The organism is Pseudomonas sp. ZS1P83, from assembly GCF_054897825.1.
In genome coordinates this window covers 1843259-1859997 of record NZ_CM142706.1, presented here as the reverse complement: position 1 = coordinate 1859997, position 16739 = coordinate 1843259, and the positions used below count along the sequence as shown (strand labels likewise).

Annotated in this window: 15 protein-coding genes; 11 read left to right on the top strand and 4 right to left on the bottom strand. The window is 59.4% G+C overall.

The genetic code is table 11. The features are described 5' to 3' along the window. Window positions 1-26: 26 nt before the first annotated feature. The 4 genes from uvrC to ACYZT0_RS08955 form a co-directional block, all read right to left on the bottom strand. Window positions 27-1850, bottom strand: a complete 1824-nt coding sequence (gene uvrC / locus ACYZT0_RS08970; RefSeq protein WP_462045511.1) for an excinuclease ABC subunit UvrC — start codon at window positions 1848-1850, stop codon at window positions 27-29. Window positions 1851-1852: 2 nt separating this feature from the next. Continuing rightward, on the bottom strand, window positions 1853-2494 hold the full coding sequence (gacA, locus tag ACYZT0_RS08965) for a response regulator transcription factor GacA (protein WP_008015884.1): 642 nt from the start codon (window positions 2492-2494) through the stop codon (window positions 1853-1855). 126 nt (window positions 2495-2620) lie between these two features. Beyond that, the gene (locus ACYZT0_RS08960) at window positions 2621-3064 is read right to left on the bottom strand and encodes a GNAT family N-acetyltransferase (RefSeq protein WP_462045510.1); all 444 of its coding nucleotides are present in this window, start codon (window positions 3062-3064) and stop codon (window positions 2621-2623) included. Continuing rightward, a complete protein-coding gene (locus ACYZT0_RS08955; RefSeq protein WP_462045509.1) occupies window positions 3064-3822 on the bottom strand; it encodes a carbon-nitrogen hydrolase family protein in 759 nt (252 codons plus the stop codon). The genes ACYZT0_RS08960 and ACYZT0_RS08955 overlap by 1 nt, the downstream gene beginning before the upstream one ends. Window positions 3823-3982: 160 nt before the next feature. Between ACYZT0_RS08955 and ACYZT0_RS08950 the strand changes: the two genes are divergently transcribed. The 11 genes from ACYZT0_RS08950 to hbdH all read left to right on the top strand — a co-directional run bounded on the left by ACYZT0_RS08950 (window position 3983) and on the right by hbdH (window position 16669). Next, window positions 3983-4111 carry a hypothetical protein gene (locus ACYZT0_RS08950; RefSeq protein ID WP_462045508.1) on the top strand — a complete coding sequence of 43 codons (129 nt, stop codon included), beginning with the start codon at window positions 3983-3985 and terminating at the stop codon, window positions 4109-4111. A gap of 335 nt (window positions 4112-4446) precedes the next feature. Then, window positions 4447-5535 carry a 3-deoxy-7-phosphoheptulonate synthase gene (locus tag ACYZT0_RS08945; protein ID WP_462045507.1) on the top strand — a complete coding sequence of 363 codons (1089 nt, stop codon included), beginning with the start codon at window positions 4447-4449 and terminating at the stop codon, window positions 5533-5535. 287 nt (window positions 5536-5822) lie between these two features. Continuing rightward, window positions 5823-6704: an esterase/lipase family protein gene (locus tag ACYZT0_RS08940; protein WP_462045506.1), complete on the top strand. Its 882-nt coding sequence runs from the start codon at window positions 5823-5825 to the stop codon at window positions 6702-6704. Window positions 6705-6812: 108 nt separating this feature from the next. Continuing rightward, on the top strand, window positions 6813-7094 hold the full coding sequence (locus ACYZT0_RS08935) for a peptidylprolyl isomerase (RefSeq protein WP_462045505.1): 282 nt from the start codon (window positions 6813-6815) through the stop codon (window positions 7092-7094). Between the two features lie 136 nt (window positions 7095-7230). Then, window positions 7231-9099, top strand: a complete 1869-nt coding sequence (locus tag ACYZT0_RS08930; RefSeq protein ID WP_462045504.1) for an extracellular solute-binding protein — start codon at window positions 7231-7233, stop codon at window positions 9097-9099. Beyond that, complete coding sequence (locus ACYZT0_RS08925; protein ID WP_462045503.1) at window positions 9099-10160, top strand: microcin C ABC transporter permease YejB; 1062 nt, start codon at window positions 9099-9101, stop codon at window positions 10158-10160. Before ACYZT0_RS08930 ends, ACYZT0_RS08925 begins: the two co-directional genes overlap by 1 nt. Beyond that, window positions 10160-11182: an ABC transporter permease gene (locus tag ACYZT0_RS08920; protein WP_462045502.1), complete on the top strand. Its 1023-nt coding sequence runs from the start codon at window positions 10160-10162 to the stop codon at window positions 11180-11182. The genes ACYZT0_RS08925 and ACYZT0_RS08920 overlap by 1 nt, the downstream gene beginning before the upstream one ends. A gap of 27 nt (window positions 11183-11209) precedes the next feature. Next, window positions 11210-12793, top strand: coding sequence for an ABC transporter ATP-binding protein (locus tag ACYZT0_RS08915; RefSeq protein WP_462045501.1), 1584 nt, complete (start codon window positions 11210-11212; stop codon window positions 12791-12793). Next, window positions 12790-14205: a sigma-54 interaction domain-containing protein gene (locus tag ACYZT0_RS08910; protein ID WP_462045500.1), complete on the top strand. Its 1416-nt coding sequence runs from the start codon at window positions 12790-12792 to the stop codon at window positions 14203-14205. The genes ACYZT0_RS08915 and ACYZT0_RS08910 overlap by 4 nt, the downstream gene beginning before the upstream one ends. A gap of 291 nt (window positions 14206-14496) precedes the next feature. After that, window positions 14497-15888, top strand: a complete 1392-nt coding sequence (locus ACYZT0_RS08905) for a GntP family permease (protein WP_462045499.1) — start codon at window positions 14497-14499, stop codon at window positions 15886-15888. A gap of 7 nt (window positions 15889-15895) precedes the next feature. Further along, the gene (gene hbdH / locus ACYZT0_RS08900; protein ID WP_462045498.1) at window positions 15896-16669 is read left to right on the top strand and encodes a 3-hydroxybutyrate dehydrogenase; all 774 of its coding nucleotides are present in this window, start codon (window positions 15896-15898) and stop codon (window positions 16667-16669) included. The last annotated feature ends 70 nt before the right edge of the window (window positions 16670-16739 follow it).

Genomic DNA, 16739 nt, shown 5'->3' with positions numbered 1-16739 from the left:
AACTGGCTACGAGGTGAGGGGGCATTCTACTCGCTGTGCAGATTTGCATAAATCAACTCTGCGAGCTTTTTACTGATCCCGGGGGCTTTGGCGATTTCTTCGATGCTGGCACGAGACAGCTCCTGCAATCCACCAAAATGTTTTAACAAATCGCGGCGACGGGTCGGTCCGACACCGGCGACGCCCTCAAGTGTAGACGTTCGGCGGGTTTTCCCACGACGTGCGCGGTGCCCGGTAATCGCGAAACGGTGAGCTTCGTCGCGTATCTGCTGGATCAAATGCAGCGCGGGAGAATCGCCGCGCAAGGTAAATTCGTGGGCAGCATCGTTCAGGTACAGGGTTTCGAAACCGGCCTTGCGCGTGGCGCCCTTGGCCACGCCCAGCAGAATCAGGTCAGGCACCGCCAGCTCATTGAGCACGTCGCGGGCCATGGACAACTGCCCCTTGCCACCGTCTACCAGCAGAATATCCGGTAGCTTGCCCTCCCCGTCCTTCAGTTTGCTGAAGCGTCGAGTCAGGGCCTGATGCATCGCAGCGTAGTCATCGCCTGGGGTCACGCCTTCAATGTTGTAGCGACGATAGTCGGACTTGATCGGACCTTCGGGGCCGAACACCACGCAGGATGCCACGGTCGCTTCGCCGCTGGAGTGACTGATGTCGTAACACTCCAGACGCTGTGGTGGCTCGTCCAGGTTCAGCACTTCTGCCAGCGCATCGAAACGTGCGGCAACGTGTTGACGATTGGCCAGGCGTGCACCCAGCGCCTGTTCGGCATTGGTGACCGCCAACTGCTGCCAGCGTGCTCGCGTGCCACGAACTCGATGACTGATGGTCAATTCGCGACCGCGCAACTCTTCGATGGCCGCGATCAGGGTCGGGAAGTCTTCGTGAACCACGTTGACGATCAGTTCGCTCGGCAAGTCGCGTTCAGGACTGCTGATGAAGTACTGGCCGAGAAACGCTGCCATGACCTCGGAAACGTCTTCTTCAATACCCACCTGCGGGAAGAAGTTCTTGCTACCCAGCACCCGCCCGCCGCGCACACTGATCAAATGAACGCAGGCACCACCCGGATTGACAAACGCGGCGATCACGTCGACATCGCCAGTCCCGCCTTCCATGCTCTGCTGGTCCTGAACCCGGCGCAGTAATGAAATCTGATCGCGCAACTCGGCCGCACGCTCGAACTCGAGGTTTATCGCTGCCTCTTCCATTCCTGCGGACAACTCATCCGTCAGTGCATTGCTGCGCCCCTCAAGGAACATCACCGAGTGCCGCACATCTTCGGCATACACCTCGGGCTCCACCAGCCCGACACAGGGCGCCTTGCAGCGTTTGATCTGGTATTGCAGGCAAGGACGCGTGCGGTTCTTGTAATAGCTGTCTTCGCACTGGCGAACGAAAAACGTCTTCTGCAGCAGGCTCAGGCTTTCACGAATCGCACCGGCGCTGGGATAAGGGCCGAAATATTTGCCCTTGGCCTTTTTCGCGCCGCGATGGATGCTCAAGCGTGGAAACTGGCCGTCCGAGAGAAAGACGTAAGGGTAGGATTTGTCGTCACGCAGCAGGATGTTGTACGGCGGACGCCACTCCTTGATCAGCGTCTGCTCAAGCAACAAGGCTTCGGTTTCATTGGCCGTAATCGTCGTTTCGACCTGAGCGATACGTGCCACCAGCGCAGCCGTCTTGGGCGCAAGACCGGATTTGCGGAAGTAACTCGACAGACGACTCTTGAGGTTCTTGGCCTTACCGACGTAGAGCAGGCGTGCCTCGCTGTCGAACATGCGATACACACCGGGACGCCCACTGACTGTCGACAGAAAGGCGCTGGGATCGAAGGCTTCAGTCATTTTCAGAGGCTGGCATCAACCATGCCGTGACGAACCGCCAACAGCGTCAACTCGACATCGCTGCTGATCGAAAGCTTTTCGAAAATGCGGTAACGGTAGGTATTCACTGTTTTTGGCGACAGGCAGAGCTTGTCGGAAATGATCTGGACTTTCTGACAGCCGACAATCATCAACGCGATCTGGATTTCCCGCTCCGACAAGGCGTCGAAAGGCGAATCATTGGTCGGCTGGAAGGATTTGATCGCCAACTGCTGTGCAATCTGCGGACTGATGTAGCGTTGCCCGGCGAATACCAGGCGGATGGCCTGGACCATTTCCGGCAGCCCGGCCCCCTTGGTCAGATAACCCGCGGCACCCGCCTGCAACAACCTTGTAGGAAACGGATCTTCTTCGCACACGGTGACCGCGACGACTTTGATATCCGGATGGCTGCGCAATAGTTTGCGCGTGGCTTCAAGACCACCGATACCGGGCATCTTGACGTCCATCAGCACCACATCGGGTTTCAACTCACGCGCCTTGAGCAAGGATTCTTCCCCTGACTCAGCCTGGCCGACTACTTGCAGGCCATCGATGTCAGCCAGCATTCGTGTAATGCCTGTACGAACGAGATCATGGTCATCGACTACTAGCACCCTAATCAAGCAGACACCTCGCGATATGGTCTTATTGGGTTGCCGACACCTTAGCAAAAAGCAACTGGCAGACCTAGCGGCAAGCGTCATATAAAAAGTTTCAATACATCTTGAAGGGCTTGTCGTATGCGTGTTTCAGCCAGGCATGGCATCGATATCGCGCTGCATTCTCAGGAAACACTCGTCCGTGCCGACTACCTTCAGGCCCTTTCTCTCATACAACCCTTGCGCGGGGTTGTTTTCAAAAACCGTCAAACGCAATGCCGGACGCCGCTCCTTACACGCCATGGCGAATACCTGATCAATTGCCCAGGAACCGGCGCCCTGCCCTCGAAACGCTTCGATGACATGCAACTCGCGGATGTACAGGGCTTTGGCGTCACGACTCAAACTGACGTAGCCCAGCAAGGTCTCGCCGCACACAATCAACCAGTTCTCTCGCCCTGCCCAGCCCACATCGAAACCTTCGTCCTGCCACAACAGATCGTGCTGAATGTAATAGCGCAGCATGTTTTTGCGGGTCAGGTCACGAGCGAAGTCGAGGTCCCGGAGCGTCGCCGGGCATAATTCAAATGCCATCAAGCCTCCGCAACAGCCACTATTTGCCCCTTCCAACCGTCAGCCTCGCGGCGAGCCACGACCATCAGGTTGCCTGTACCCGGTGCGGCCGCAATCAGCGAGCCGTCCGACGCCCAGATCGCGCTGCGTCCTGCCGATTCCCAACCACCCGTTGCACCGCCATGGTTGGCCATCAGGACCGCCATCGAATGAGCGCTGGCGTAGCCTTGCAACAGCGCGGTATCCGGGGCGTAGCCGTTTTCCGTGATTAGCACGCCCGCGGCATAGAGATCGGCGCCTTGCTGCGCCGCCGCGGCGGCATGACTGGCGTGAGAGAAATCCGCACACACCGCCAACGCGACGGTATCGGCACCCATGGTGAGGGTCGAACCGCCGGTGCCCGGTGCAAATGCCACCTCCTCGCCTGGATGCAGATGCTGCTTGCTGTAGATCCCGAGCGAACCATCGACGCCCAGTACCAGCGCCCCAATCAATACTGGCGAATCCTGCGACAGCCGAATCGGCATCCCGACGACAGCGGTCACACCGACTTCCCGCGCGAAATCCCGCAGCGGCTGCAGAACCTCGGCGTGCGGCACATTGGCCAATTCAGCCGCGAGTCCACGCTCGTACCCGGTCAGCGATAGCTCAGGGAACACCAGCAATTGCACGCCCTGCTCTGCGGCAACGTGCATGAAGCGCTGATGCCACACACTGTTTGCTGCAAGGTCACCGGCGATGGAGATCGATTGAGCAGCGGCGATGATCAGTGGCGTCATGATTCGTCCTTGTGACGTTGTACGTGAGCGGAGCACAAAGTGTGTCACAACCGGCGACGCACTCAAGCGATAGAAAACGTCGCCGGTGATCGATAGCATTTTCTGATTGAATCCGCGTACCGGCCTCGAGTAAGCTCGGCGCATTCATCGGAGAAAGTCCATGTTCAACACCCTCTCACAGCTTCACACCGCCAGCGCCCTGCGCTCGGTTGCGGCTGCTCGGGTGAACGGCATCTGTGCTCCGGTCAGCTTTTATTTTGGGTATTGGTTTAGCCACTGGCGCGCCTGATACCCACACGGCGCCCACTTTAAACGGGTCGCCACCAGAGAATTCTCAACCCCCGGTCGGCTTCCCGACCGGGGGTTTTGTTTTTTCAGCCCCTCACTTTTTAGCGACACGCCCGACAACCAGAGGATTCAAAAATGAACCACGCCACTTATTACCGTCACGACAGTTTTACCGCCTGGCGATTTACCAGCTTCCGCTCGGGACAGCCTGCCGCCTCCGATCGGTCACCCACAGGTGGCAAGCACACACACGCAGCCAATCCGGCCAATTGTCGAACACCCCAGTAGGGCCGAGCGCGCGGGAACGAACCCGCCGCCAGCCCAGGAAACCCGAATATGAACTCGTCCGTCTCTGCTCTGCCGCTGTCCACCTTGAGCCCTGCCAATGAAGCGCTGACCATGCGTCTGCCCAGCTCATTGCAACTCAAACAGCAACTACCACTCAGCAACGCCCTGAGCCAGCAAGTCGCCGCCCACCGCCAAGCGGTTCGCGCGATCCTCAACGGTGAAGACTCCCGCCTGCTGGTCATCGTCGGCCCCTGCTCGATTCATGATCCAAAATCCGCCCTCGAATACGCCGGCAACCTCGCCCGCCTTGCCGCCGACGTCAGCGGTGAAATGCTGCTGGTGATGCGCGCTTACGTCGAAAAACCCCGCACCACAGTCGGCTGGAAAGGCCTGGCCTACGACCCCCACCTGGATGGCAGCGATGACATGGCGGGCGGTTTGACGCTGTCCCGCGAGTTGATGCGCGAAATGCTCCACCTGGGGCTGCCGATTGCCACCGAACTTCTGCAACCGATGGCCGCCGGTTATTTCGAGGACCTGCTGAGCTGGGTCGCCATTGGCGCTCGCACCACCGAGTCGCAGATCCACCGTGAAATGGCCAGCGGCCTGAGCATGCCAGTCGGCTTCAAGAACGGCACCGATGGCGGTGTCGGTGTTGCCAGCGACGCCATGCGCTCCGCCGCCCATCCGCATCGCCATTTCGGTGTCGATAGCCAGGGTCATCCGGCAATCATTCAGACCTCGGGCAATCCCGACACCCACCTGGTATTGCGCGGGGGCCACCGCGGGCCGAACTACGACCGCGCGTGTGTCGCTCAGGTGCACAGCGATTTGACCAAACTCAAGATCCCGGCACGGATCATGGTCGACTGCAGCCATGCCAACAGTGGCAAAGACCCGTTGCGTCAGCCGACGGTGTTCAACGACGTGCTTGAACAACGCCTGCAAGGTGACCGATCGCTGATCGGCATGATGATCGAGAGCCATCTGTTCGAAGGTTGCCAACCGCTGGGCCCGTCAATGCGTTACGGCGTGTCAGTAACGGACGGCTGCCTTGGCTGGAGCGGGACGGAACAGCTGTTGCGCCAGGCAGCCGACCGGCTCATGGCACAGCGCCGGGATCAACAACCGGCGTGAGCCACACCCTCGTCCAGTCTTCGATAGAGGACTGGACGTCGGAATCGAGACACGATTAAACGGCAAATGGCGTTCCCGAAGTAGGCCATCGCAGTAAAGCGCCCTGTTACAGATAAAAAGATGTCCAAATATTCCGACCAAGACCTCATCTAGTTTCGAACTTTCGTACATTTTCTATTCCGTTTTCATCAGGTTACAGCGGCTTTTTCATACAACGCCGAGCTGCTGGTGTGCTTTAGAGTGAGCCCATCAACCCACCTCTTAACGACTGCGGAAAAGGAAAGAATATGCTACGGAATGCAACTACTCAGTATCCGATCCTGTTGATCCACGGGCTCTTAGGCTTCGATCGCATCGGCAAGATCGAACTCTTTCATGATGTCAAGCAGGCCCTCAGGAGCGAAGGCGCAAGAGTATTTATCCCGCACGTGTCGGCTACCCACAGCAATGAAGTCCGCGGCGACCAACTCCTGGCGCAGATCGAACGCGTGCTGGAAGGCACCGGTGCGAGCAAAGTCAACTTGATCGGTCACAGCCAAGGCGCCCTCGCCGCACGTTATGCGGCGGCGGTTGCGCCGGAGACAATCGCTTCGGTGACTTCCGTCAGCGGACCGAATCACGGCTCGGAGCTGGCTGACTTCTTGCGCAAGGCGCTGACGCCCGGCCGCCTGCCAGAGCAGGTCGCCGAGACGGTTGCAACGTTGTTCGCAGACTTTCTGTCGTTGCTCAGCGGCAACCATCACCTACCGCAGAACGCCATCGCCGCGCTGAATGCCCTGACCACCGAAGGCGTCGGCGCGTTCAACGACAAGTATCCCCAAGGATTGCCCAAAACCTGGGGTGGCAAGGGTCGCGAGCTGGTTAATGGGGTACGTTATTATTCCTGGAGCGGCACCCTGCAGGGCGACATCCTCGACAAAGGGCTCGATACCCTGAATCCACTGCACGGGTTTCTCCGCGCCTTTTCCCACTACTTCACCACCGAAGCCGAGCAGAACGACGGTCTGGTCGGCCGCTACAGCTCTCATTTGGGCAAAGTCATTCGTTCCGACTATCCGCTGGATCATCTGGACAGCCTCAGCCAGACCGCCGGCCCGTTGCGCAAGGGCATCGACCCGATTGCCCTGTATGTGCAGCATGCCGAGCGCCTGAGAAATGCCGGCCTTTAAAGGCATGCCATACCGGCCTACGCGGTCTGGACGGAACTTTGAGAAGAAATAGACCACTGAATCCGGTAGGCTCCGCATTTTACTGAACATTGAAAGGAGTATTTTCCCATGCCTAAAGCCACTGCCCGTCACATCCTCGTTGCCTCGGAAGCCAAGTGCAACGAACTCAAAGCCCAGATCGAGGGCGGCGCCGATTTCGCCGAAATCGCCAAAGCCAACTCCACGTGCCCGTCCAGCCGCCAGGGCGGTGATCTGGGTTCGTTCGGTCCAGGCCAGATGGTCAAGGAATTCGACACCGTGGTCTTCAGCGCACCGATCAACGTGGTGCAAGGCCCGGTCAAGACCCAGTTCGGTTACCACCTGCTGGAAGTGACCAGCCGTCAGGACTGATCAACCCTTAAGTTTTCTGCACAACGGCCCGCCTTTTTGGTGGGCCGTTGTGTTTGGGATACGTGATACGGCTGGCGAGGGACGCGCCGCTAGCGTACAAATTGCGGTTATTGACCACCCGGTTCTAAGGCTGACAATGCGACTGGCTTTCCCTACTTTGTTGTTCACTGCCGTGACCCTGTTGTTGGGCGTCACCGGTGTGAATGCAGCACCGCAACATGCGTTGACCGTGTACGGTGAACCGGCGAAGTACCCTGCCGGTTTTAGTCATTTTGCCTACACAAACCCGCAAGCCCCCAAGGGTGGCACGATGCGCCGCTCGGCGATCGAAATCGGTCAATTCGACCATATCTTGCCTTACATCGATAAAGGCATCGGCGTCACACAGATCGACGGCCTGCTTTACTCGCCACTGGCCCAGCGTTCGCTGGACGAGCCTTACACCGTGTACGGTCTGGTGGCTACGATGATGGAGCGCTCGGACGACGGTTTATTCCTGCGCTTCTACCTGAACCCCAAGGCGCGTTTCGCGGACGGCAAACCGATCACGGCCGAAGACGTGCGCTACACCTTCGACTTGCTGATGACCCAAGGCAGCCTGCGTTATCGCACCCAATTCGCCGACGTCAAAGGCGTCGAAGTGGAATCACCGCTAACGGTTCGGTTCGACTTGAAAAGTAATGAAAACCGTACCCTGCCCCTCGATATCGCGACCTTGCCGGTGTTTCCCGAGCATTGGTGGAAGACTCGCGATTTCGCCAGTGGTGGCGGTTACGAGCCGCCGTTGGGCAGCGGCCCCTACAAGGTGAGTAAGGTTGACTCGGGTCGCAGCATCACCTTCGAGCGTAATGCCGATTGGTGGGGCAAGGATTTACCGGTCAGCCGTGGCCTCTACAACTTCGATCATTTCAGCCTCGAGTACTTCGGCGATACCGACGTCGCCCGCCAGGTCCTGCGTGGCGGCGCCTACGACTACAACCGCGAATTTTCCGCCACCGGTTACTCCATCGGCTACGAAAGCCCAGCCCTGAGCGACGGGCGCCTGCAAAAGGCGCATCTGGCAACACAAGCCCCCCAACCCGCTCAGGGCTTTGTGTTCAATCTGCAAAACCCGATGTTCCAGGACCGTCGAGTGCGCCAGGCGCTGGTCATGCTCTGGGATTTCGAGTGGAGCAACCGGCAGATGATGCGAGACATGTACATCCGCCAGCAGAGCTTCTTTTCCAACACCGACCTCGCCGCACGACAACTACCGGACGCTAGTGAGCTGGCAATTCTCGAACCGTTGCGCGGGCAGATCCCCGACGAGGTTTTCACCCAGGTTTTCGAAGCACCGAAAACCGATGGCAGCGGCCTGATACGCGACAAACAGTTGCAGGCACTGGACCTACTCAAACAGGCCGGCTGGAAACCCGATGGCGATCAACTGGTCAACGCCGAAGGCAAGCCGCTGAGTTTCACGTTCCTGGTCAGCCAGAACGGCATGGACCGATTGCTGCTGCCTTATAAGCGCACCCTGAAACAGATCGGCATCGACCTGAACATCCGTCGCATCGACTCGTCTCAATACGTGAATCGCCTGATGAGCCGCGACTACGACATGATCGTCACCGGTTACCCGGTCACGACTTCGCCAGGCAGTGAACTGTTCAATTACTTCGGCTCGGTCTCGGCCAACGACCCTGGCGCCAATAACTACATGGTCCTGAAGAATCCGGCCGTCGACACACTGCTCACCGGACTGGTTCGCGCCACCACCCAACCCGAGATGCTGCGCTACGCCCACGCGCTGGACCGGGTGCTGCAATGGAACTACTACTGGATTCCCAACTATTACCCGCCAGGCACCTCCACCGTGTGGTGGAATCGTTTCGGCAGGCCCAGTGAGCAAGCGAGCAATGACGAAGCCATCGAGAGCTGGTGGGAAATAAGCACCACGCCGTTGACCAACCAACAGATGACGGCTGAGCAAATCAGCCGTGGCAAACCCGGAGGGCCGCACTGATGTGGGCTTATATACTGCGGCGTCTGCTGCTGATCATTCCGACGTTAGTGATCATTCTTCTGGTCAACTTCATCATCGTCCAGGCTGCACCGGGCGGCCCGGTGGAACAGGCCATCGCGCACTTGCAAGGCATCGGAGGCGCGAGCGTCGGCGGCGGTTCCGGCGAAAACATGTCCGGCACCTCCCGATCCAGTCGCGGCCTCGACCCGCAGTTGATCAAAGATATCGAAAAGCAATACGGCTTCGATAAACCGGCGCACGAACGCCTGTGGCTGATGCTCACCCGTTACGCGCGCCTGGACTTCGGCAAGAGTTTTTTCCGCGGCGCGACCGTCACTGACCTGATCCTGGATAAAATGCCGGTGACCATTTCCCTGGGGCTCTGGGCAACGCTGATCACCTACCTGGTGTCGATTCCATTGGGCATCCGCAAAGCCGTGCACCACGGCAGCCATTTCGATATCTGGAGCAGCACCGCGATCGTCATCGGCTACGCCATGCCAGCGTTCCTGTTCGCGATGTTCCTGATCGTGGTCTTTGCCGGTGGCACCTCGCTGAACTGGTTCCCGGTGCGCGGGTTGGTCTCGGACAACTTCGAGTCGCTGTCGACCGTGGGCAAAATCGCCGATTACTTCTGGCACCTGGTATTGCCAGTCACCTCGCTGGTGATCGGCGGGTTCGCCACGCTGACCATTCTGACCAAGAACTCCTTCCTCAATGAAATCACCCGCCAGTACGTGGTCACTGCCCGCGCCAAGGGCCTGAGCGAACGCCGAGTGCTTTACGGTCACGTGTTTCGCAACGCCATGCTGCTGGTGATCTCGGGGATTCCCCAGGCGTTTATCAGCGTATTTTTCGCTGGTTCCCTGCTGATCGAAGTTATTTTCTCCCTCGACGGCTTGGGTCGTATGAGCTACGAAGCCGCGGTTTCACGGGATTATCCAGTGGTATTCGGTTCGCTGTTCATCTTCACACTGTTCGGTCTCCTAATAAAACTCGTCGGCGACCTCTGCTACACCCTCGTCGACCCGCGTATCGACTTCGCCGCGAGGAATGCCTGATGTTCAAGCTCTCGCCGTTAGGTCGTCGTCGTTTCGAGCGCTTCAAGAAAAACCGTCGCGGCTGGTGGTCACTGTGGTTGTTTGTCGGCCTGTTCCTGTTGACCCTCGGTGGCGAGCTGATCGCCAACGACAAGCCGCTGATCGTCAGCTATCAGGGCTCACTCTACTTCCCGGCCCTGAAGCGTCATACCGAGCAGGAATTTGGTGGGCAGCTGCCGTTTCAGGCGGACTACCGCAGCGACTATGTGCAGAAGCTGATTCACAAGGACGGTGGCTGGATGCTGTTCCCGCCGATCCCCTTCAGCGACGACACACCAAACTATGACCTCAATCAACCGACGCCCAGTCCTCCGACGAAGGTTAACTGGCTGGGCACCGACGACCAGGCGCGGGACGTGGCGGCCCGAGTGATTTTCGGTGCGCGGGTGTCGATCCTGTTTGCCTTGATGCTGACCTTTGTCAGCGCACTAATCGGCATTGCTGCCGGCGCCCTGCAAGGCTACTACGGCGGCTGGGTCGACCTGATCGGTCAACGGTTGCTGGAGGTTTGGTCGGGGCTGCCGGTACTGTATCTGCTGATCATACTGTCGGGGTTCGTCGAGCCGAATTTCTGGTGGCTGCTGGGGATCATGGCGCTGTTTTCCTGGCTGGCCCTGGTGGACGTGGTGCGCGCCGAGTTTCTACGCGGACGCAATCTGGAATACGTCAAAGCCGCCCGGGCGCTGGGCCTGACCGACCGCAAAGTCATCGTCCGGCACATCCTGCCCAACGCGATGAACGCGACCCTGAGCTACCTGCCGTTCATTCTGACCGGGGCGATCTCGACCCTTACCGCCCTGGACTTCCTCGGTTTCGGCATGCCCGCCGGCAGTGCGTCGCTGGGCGAGTTGATCGGCCAAGGCAAGCAGAACCTGCAAGCGCCGTGGTTGGGGCTGACGGCGTTTTTCACCTTGGCGCTGATTCTTTCTTTACTGGTATTTATCGGGGAGGCGTTACGTGATGCTTTCGATCCCCGATCTTGATCCGAGATCATGATGCGGACGGCTGATATGAGTAACAACCTGATCGAAATCCGTGACCTCAGCGTGGCCTTCAGTGGCCAGACCGTGGTGCGCAACCTGTGCCTGGACATCCGCCCCGGCGAATGCCTGGCGCTGGTGGGCGAGTCGGGCTGCGGTAAGTCGGTGACCGCTCACTCGATCCTGCAACTGCTGCCCGAGACCGGCACACACACCACGGGCAGTATTCGCTACCGTGGCCGGGAGCTGGTCGGCGCCCCGCCCCAGGTGTTACGAGAACTGCGGGGTAATCGCATCGCGATGATCTTCCAAGAGCCAATGACCTCGCTCAACCCACTGCACAGCATCGAAAAGCAGATCGGCGAAACCCTGCTGCTGCACAAGGGCCTGGCCGGCAAAGCGGCGCAAGCGCGGATTCTCGAGTTGCTGCATTTGGTAGGCATTCAGAAGCCCAAAGAGCGGCTCAAGGCCTATCCCCATCAACTGTCCGGCGGCCAGCGGCAACGGGTGATGATCGCCATGGCCTTGGCCTGCGAACCGGAGTTGCTGATCGCCGACGAGCCGACGACGGCGCTGGACGTGACGGTGCAGCGCAAGATCCTGCTGCTGCTCAAATCCCTGCAACAGCGTCTCGGCATGTCGCTGCTGCTGATCAGCCATGACCTCAATCTGGTGCGCAGCATTGCCCAGCGAGTCTGCGTGATGAAGGCCGGGGAAATCGTCGAGCAGGCACCTTGCGAAACACTGTTTACCGAACCGAAACACCCTTACAGCTGCGTATTGCTGAACGCCGAACCGGAAGGTGAAGCCCTGCCCCGGGACGAGCGTGAGAACGTGCTGGAAGTGGACAATCTGCGGGTGCAGTTCGCCCTCGGTGGCGGGCTGTTTCAGCGCAAGACGTATCTAAAGGCCGTGGACGGTATCAGCCTGAATATTCAGCGCGGCAAGACGCTGGGTATTGTGGGCGAATCCGGTTCCGGCAAGTCGACGCTGGGTCAGGCGATTCTGCGTTTGCTCGATTCCGAAGGCAGCATTCGCTTTCAAGGTGAGGCGCTGGACGGTCTGACGCAAAAGCAGCTTCGACCGTGGCGCAAGAAAATGCAGGTGGTGTTTCAGGACCCCTTCGGCAGCCTCAGCCCACGGATGTCCGTGGCGCAGATCATCAGTGAAGGCCTTGAGGTGCATAGTCAGTTAACCGCTGATGAATGCAAAGCCGAAGTGATTCGGGCACTGGAAGAAGTCGGCCTCGACCCGCAAAGCCGCCATCGCTACCCGCACGAGTTCTCCGGCGGCCAACGCCAACGCATCGCCATCGCCCGGGCGCTGGTACTGAAACCGGCGCTGATCCTGTTGGACGAACCGACTTCGGCGCTTGATCGCACGGTGCAAAAACAAGTGGTCGCCCTGCTCCGCCAACTTCAGGAAAAACATGGCCTGACCTACCTGTTCATCAGCCACGACCTGGCGGTGGTGCGTGCGCTGGCTCACGACATGATCGTGATCAAGGACGGCAAAGTGGTGGAAAGCGGTGCCAGCCACGACGTGTTCGATTCGCCGCAGCATCCGTACACCAAAGAGCTGTTGGCCGCGGCGCATCCTGGGGCCGTTCGATGAACACCACCGAAAGCCTCAAGGACTACCAGCGCGTTCGCCTGCTGGCGATCCGTTCGTTGTTCGAGATCATCGAGCAGTCGAGTGAAGGCACAGTGATTGTCGACCGCGATGCCAACATCGTCTGGATGAACGAGCGTTATGCCCGACGCTTCGGCCTGGAATCGGCGGAAGTGGCAATCGGCAAGTCCTGCGAAAGCGTGATCCCCGGCAGTCTGTTGCGCGAGGTGGTGCGCACGGGGCGGCCGATTTTGCTCGACATGCAGGACACCCCCAAAGAGCCGCTGGTGGTGATGCGCCTGCCGATTCATGACGACGCTGGTGTGGTGATCGGCGCCATCGGTTTTGCGCTGTTCGACGAATTGCGCAGCCTCTCGCCGATGCTCAAGCGCTACATGAGCATGCAGGAAGAACTGGCCTCCACCCGATCGTTGTTGCGGGCGCGACAGACCAAGTACAACTTCGCCCATTTTATCGGCACCAGCGCCGCCAGCCTGGAAGTCAAACGCCGCGCCCGACGCAGTGCCAGCGCTGATTCACCGGTGTTGCTGCTCGGTGAAACCGGCACTGGCAAAGAGCTGCTGGCCCAGGCAATCCACGGCGCTTCGCCGCGCGCGCACAAAGCCTTCGTCAGCATCAACAGCGCGGCGATTCCAGAATCGTTGCTGGAAGCGGAATTCTTCGGCACCGCGCCCGGCGCGTTTACCGGCGCCGATCGCAAGGGTCGCGCCGGCAAGTTGCAGATTGCCCAGGGCGGCACACTGTTTCTCGATGAAATCGGCGACATGCCGTTGCCACTGCAAAGCAAATTGCTGCGGGTACTGCAGGAAAAGGAATTCGAACCCGTGGGCTCCAACGAAGTAATCCAGAGCGATGTGCGGGTGATCGCCGCGACCTCCACGGATTTGCAGGCCGCGATTAAACGCGGCGAATTTCGCGCCGACCTGTATTACCGCCTCAACGTACTGCCGATCCAGGTCCCGCCGCTTCGTGATCGACTTGATGACCTGCCGGCCCTCAGTGACGCGATCCTTGAGGAACTGCGCAGTCAGCACGAATTGAACCGTGAAGCGCTGGAGCTGCTGGGTCAGCACGCCTGGCCGGGGAACATTCGCGAACTGCGCAACGTGCTTGAGCGGGCGGCATTGCTCAGTGATGACTTGATGTTGAATGCCACAGATATCCGCGCGGCGATTGGTACGTTCACACCGGTGGAGCGTGCGGCGCCGTTGGCGATTGAGGCGGTTGCGCACGAGACTTTTAGCGAGGCTCGGGAGCGGTTTGATCGACAGTTGATTGAGGTCACCCTCGCGCAATGCGGCGGGAAGGTTGTTGAAGCGGCGGCGCGGTTGGGGCTGGGGCGGTCGACGTTGTACAAGAAGATGGTGGCGTTGGGGATTGTCGAGTCTCTATAACGAGACATCGATCTCTATTGGTAGATCGGGCCTCTTCGCGGGCAAGCCTCGCTCCTACAGGTCAGGGAGTTCGCGATTTATCGGCTGGCCACAAACCTGGAGCGAGGCTGCCCGCGAAGGCGTCCGAACGGCCACTAAAAATCTCAAAACAGAGACAAAAATACGCACCCCCACATTAAATACAAATAATTTCTTTATATTTCAATGTCTTGCGCGGATGGCACGAAACTCGCTATAGCCCTCTCCCACAAAAGATCCACCCTACAAAAATAACAATCCAGGAGACACACCATGAGTGTGATCATTGCCTTGGCAGCCCTCACGCTGCTGATGCTCGCGGCTTACCGTGGCTACAGCGTTATCCTTTTTGCCCCGATTGCCGCCCTCGGCGCCGTTCTGCTCACCGACCCTTCCGCCGTCGCCCCTGCCTTCACCGGGGTGTTCATGGAGAAAATGGTCGGCTTCATCAAACTGTATTTCCCGGTGTTCCTGCTCGGTGCGGTGTTCGGCAAGCTGATCGAACTGTCAGGCTTCTCGCGTTCCATTGTCGCAGCGGCGATTCGCCTGCTTGGCACCCGTCAGGCGATGCTGGTGATCGTGCTGGTCTGCGCTTTGCTGACTTACGGCGGCGTGTCGTTGTTTGTGGTGGTGTTCGCGGTCTATCCGTTTGCCGCTGAAATGTTCCGCCAGAGCAATATTCCCAAGCGACTGATTCCGGCGACCATTGCCCTCGGTGCATTCTCGTTCACCATGGATGCCCTGCCCGGCACCCCGCAAATCCAGAACATCATCCCCAGCACCTTCTTCAACACCACCGCCTGGGCCGCGCCCTGGTTGGGTGTGATCGGCGCGATCTTCGTGTTCTGCGCCGGCATGCTGTTTCTCCAGCGCCAGCGCAACAAGGCTCAGCTCGCCGGTGAAGGTTATGGCACCGAACTGCGCAACGAGCCGGAGACCGCGGCCGACATCAAACTGCCCAACCCGTGGATCGCCGTGTCGCCGCTGCTGGCCGTCGGCATCATGAACCTGCTGTTTACCCAGTGGATCCCGCAGTGGTACGGCAAGACCCACAGCCTCGCGCTGCCGGGCATGGCCACGCCGGTGACCACCGACATCGCCAAGCTCACCGCGATCTGGGCCGTACAGGCCGCTCTGCTGATCGGCATCATCATGGTGCTGGTGTTCGGCTTCCAGGCGATTCGCGGCAAACTCGCTGAAGGCAGTCGAAGTGCGGTCAGCGGTGCGTTGCTGGCGGCGATGAACACGGCGTCGGAATACGGATTCGGTGCGGTAATCGCCTCGCTGCCGGGCTTCCTGGTGCTGGCCGACTGGCTCAAAAGCATTCCCAATCCGCTGGTCAACGAAGCGATTACCGTGACCCTGCTGGCCGGCATCACGGGTTCTGCATCGGGCGGCATGAGCATCGCCTTGGCGGCGATGTCCGAGAGTTTCATCAGCGCCGCCCACGCCGCCAACATTCCGCTGGAAGTGCTGCACCGGGTGGCCGCGATGGCCAGTGGTGGCATGGACACCCTGCCGCACAACGGCGCGGTGATTACCTTGCTGGCGGTCACCGGCCTGACCCACCGCGAAGCCTACAAAGACATTTTCTGTATTACGCTGATCAAGACCCTGGCGGTTTTTGTGGTGATCGGTACTTTCTACGCCACTGGCATTGTGTGAGGTATTCATGACAACTCTTTCGGGCAAGACTGCACTGGTCACCGGCTCCACCAGCGGCATTGGCCTGGGCATTGCCCTCAGTCTGGCCAAGGCTGGCGCCAATCTGATCCTCAACGGTTTCGGTGATGCATCCAAAGTGATTGCCGAAGTTGAACAGTTCGGCGGTAAGGTCGGCCATCATCCGGCCGACGTGAGCAATCCTGAGCAGATCGCCGACATGATCGCCTACGCCGAGCGTGAATTCGGCGGCGTGGACATCCTGGTCAACAACGCCGGCATCCAGCATGTGGCGGCGGTGGAGGATTTCCCGGTGGAGCGCTGGGATTCGATCATTGCGATCAACCTGTCATCGGTGTTCCACAGCACCCGTTTGAGCCTGCCAGGCATGCGTGCCAAGGGCTGGGGACGGATCATCAATATCGCTTCGGTGCATGGCCAGGTCGGGTCGGTTGGCAAGGCGGCTTACGTGGCGGCCAAGCATGGGGTCATCGGTTTGACCAAGGTGGTGGGTCTGGAAACGGCCACCACCAACGTCACCTGCAACGCCATCTGCCCGGGTTGGGTGCTGACGCCGCTGGTGCAGAAGCAGATTGATGATCGCATCGCCAAAGGGATCGACCCGCAGCAGGCGCAGCATGATTTGCTGGCCGAGAAGCAGCCGTCCCTGGCGTTCGTCACGCCGCCGCAACTGGGCGAGCTGGTGCTGTTTTTGTGCAGCGAAGCCGGTAGCCAGGTGCGTGGCGCGGCGTGGAATATTGACGGTGGGTGGTTGGCGCAGTAACCCACAGATGATCGCTCCCACGCTCCGCGTGGGAATGCAGCCAGGGACGCTCCGCGTCCCAAAGCGGACG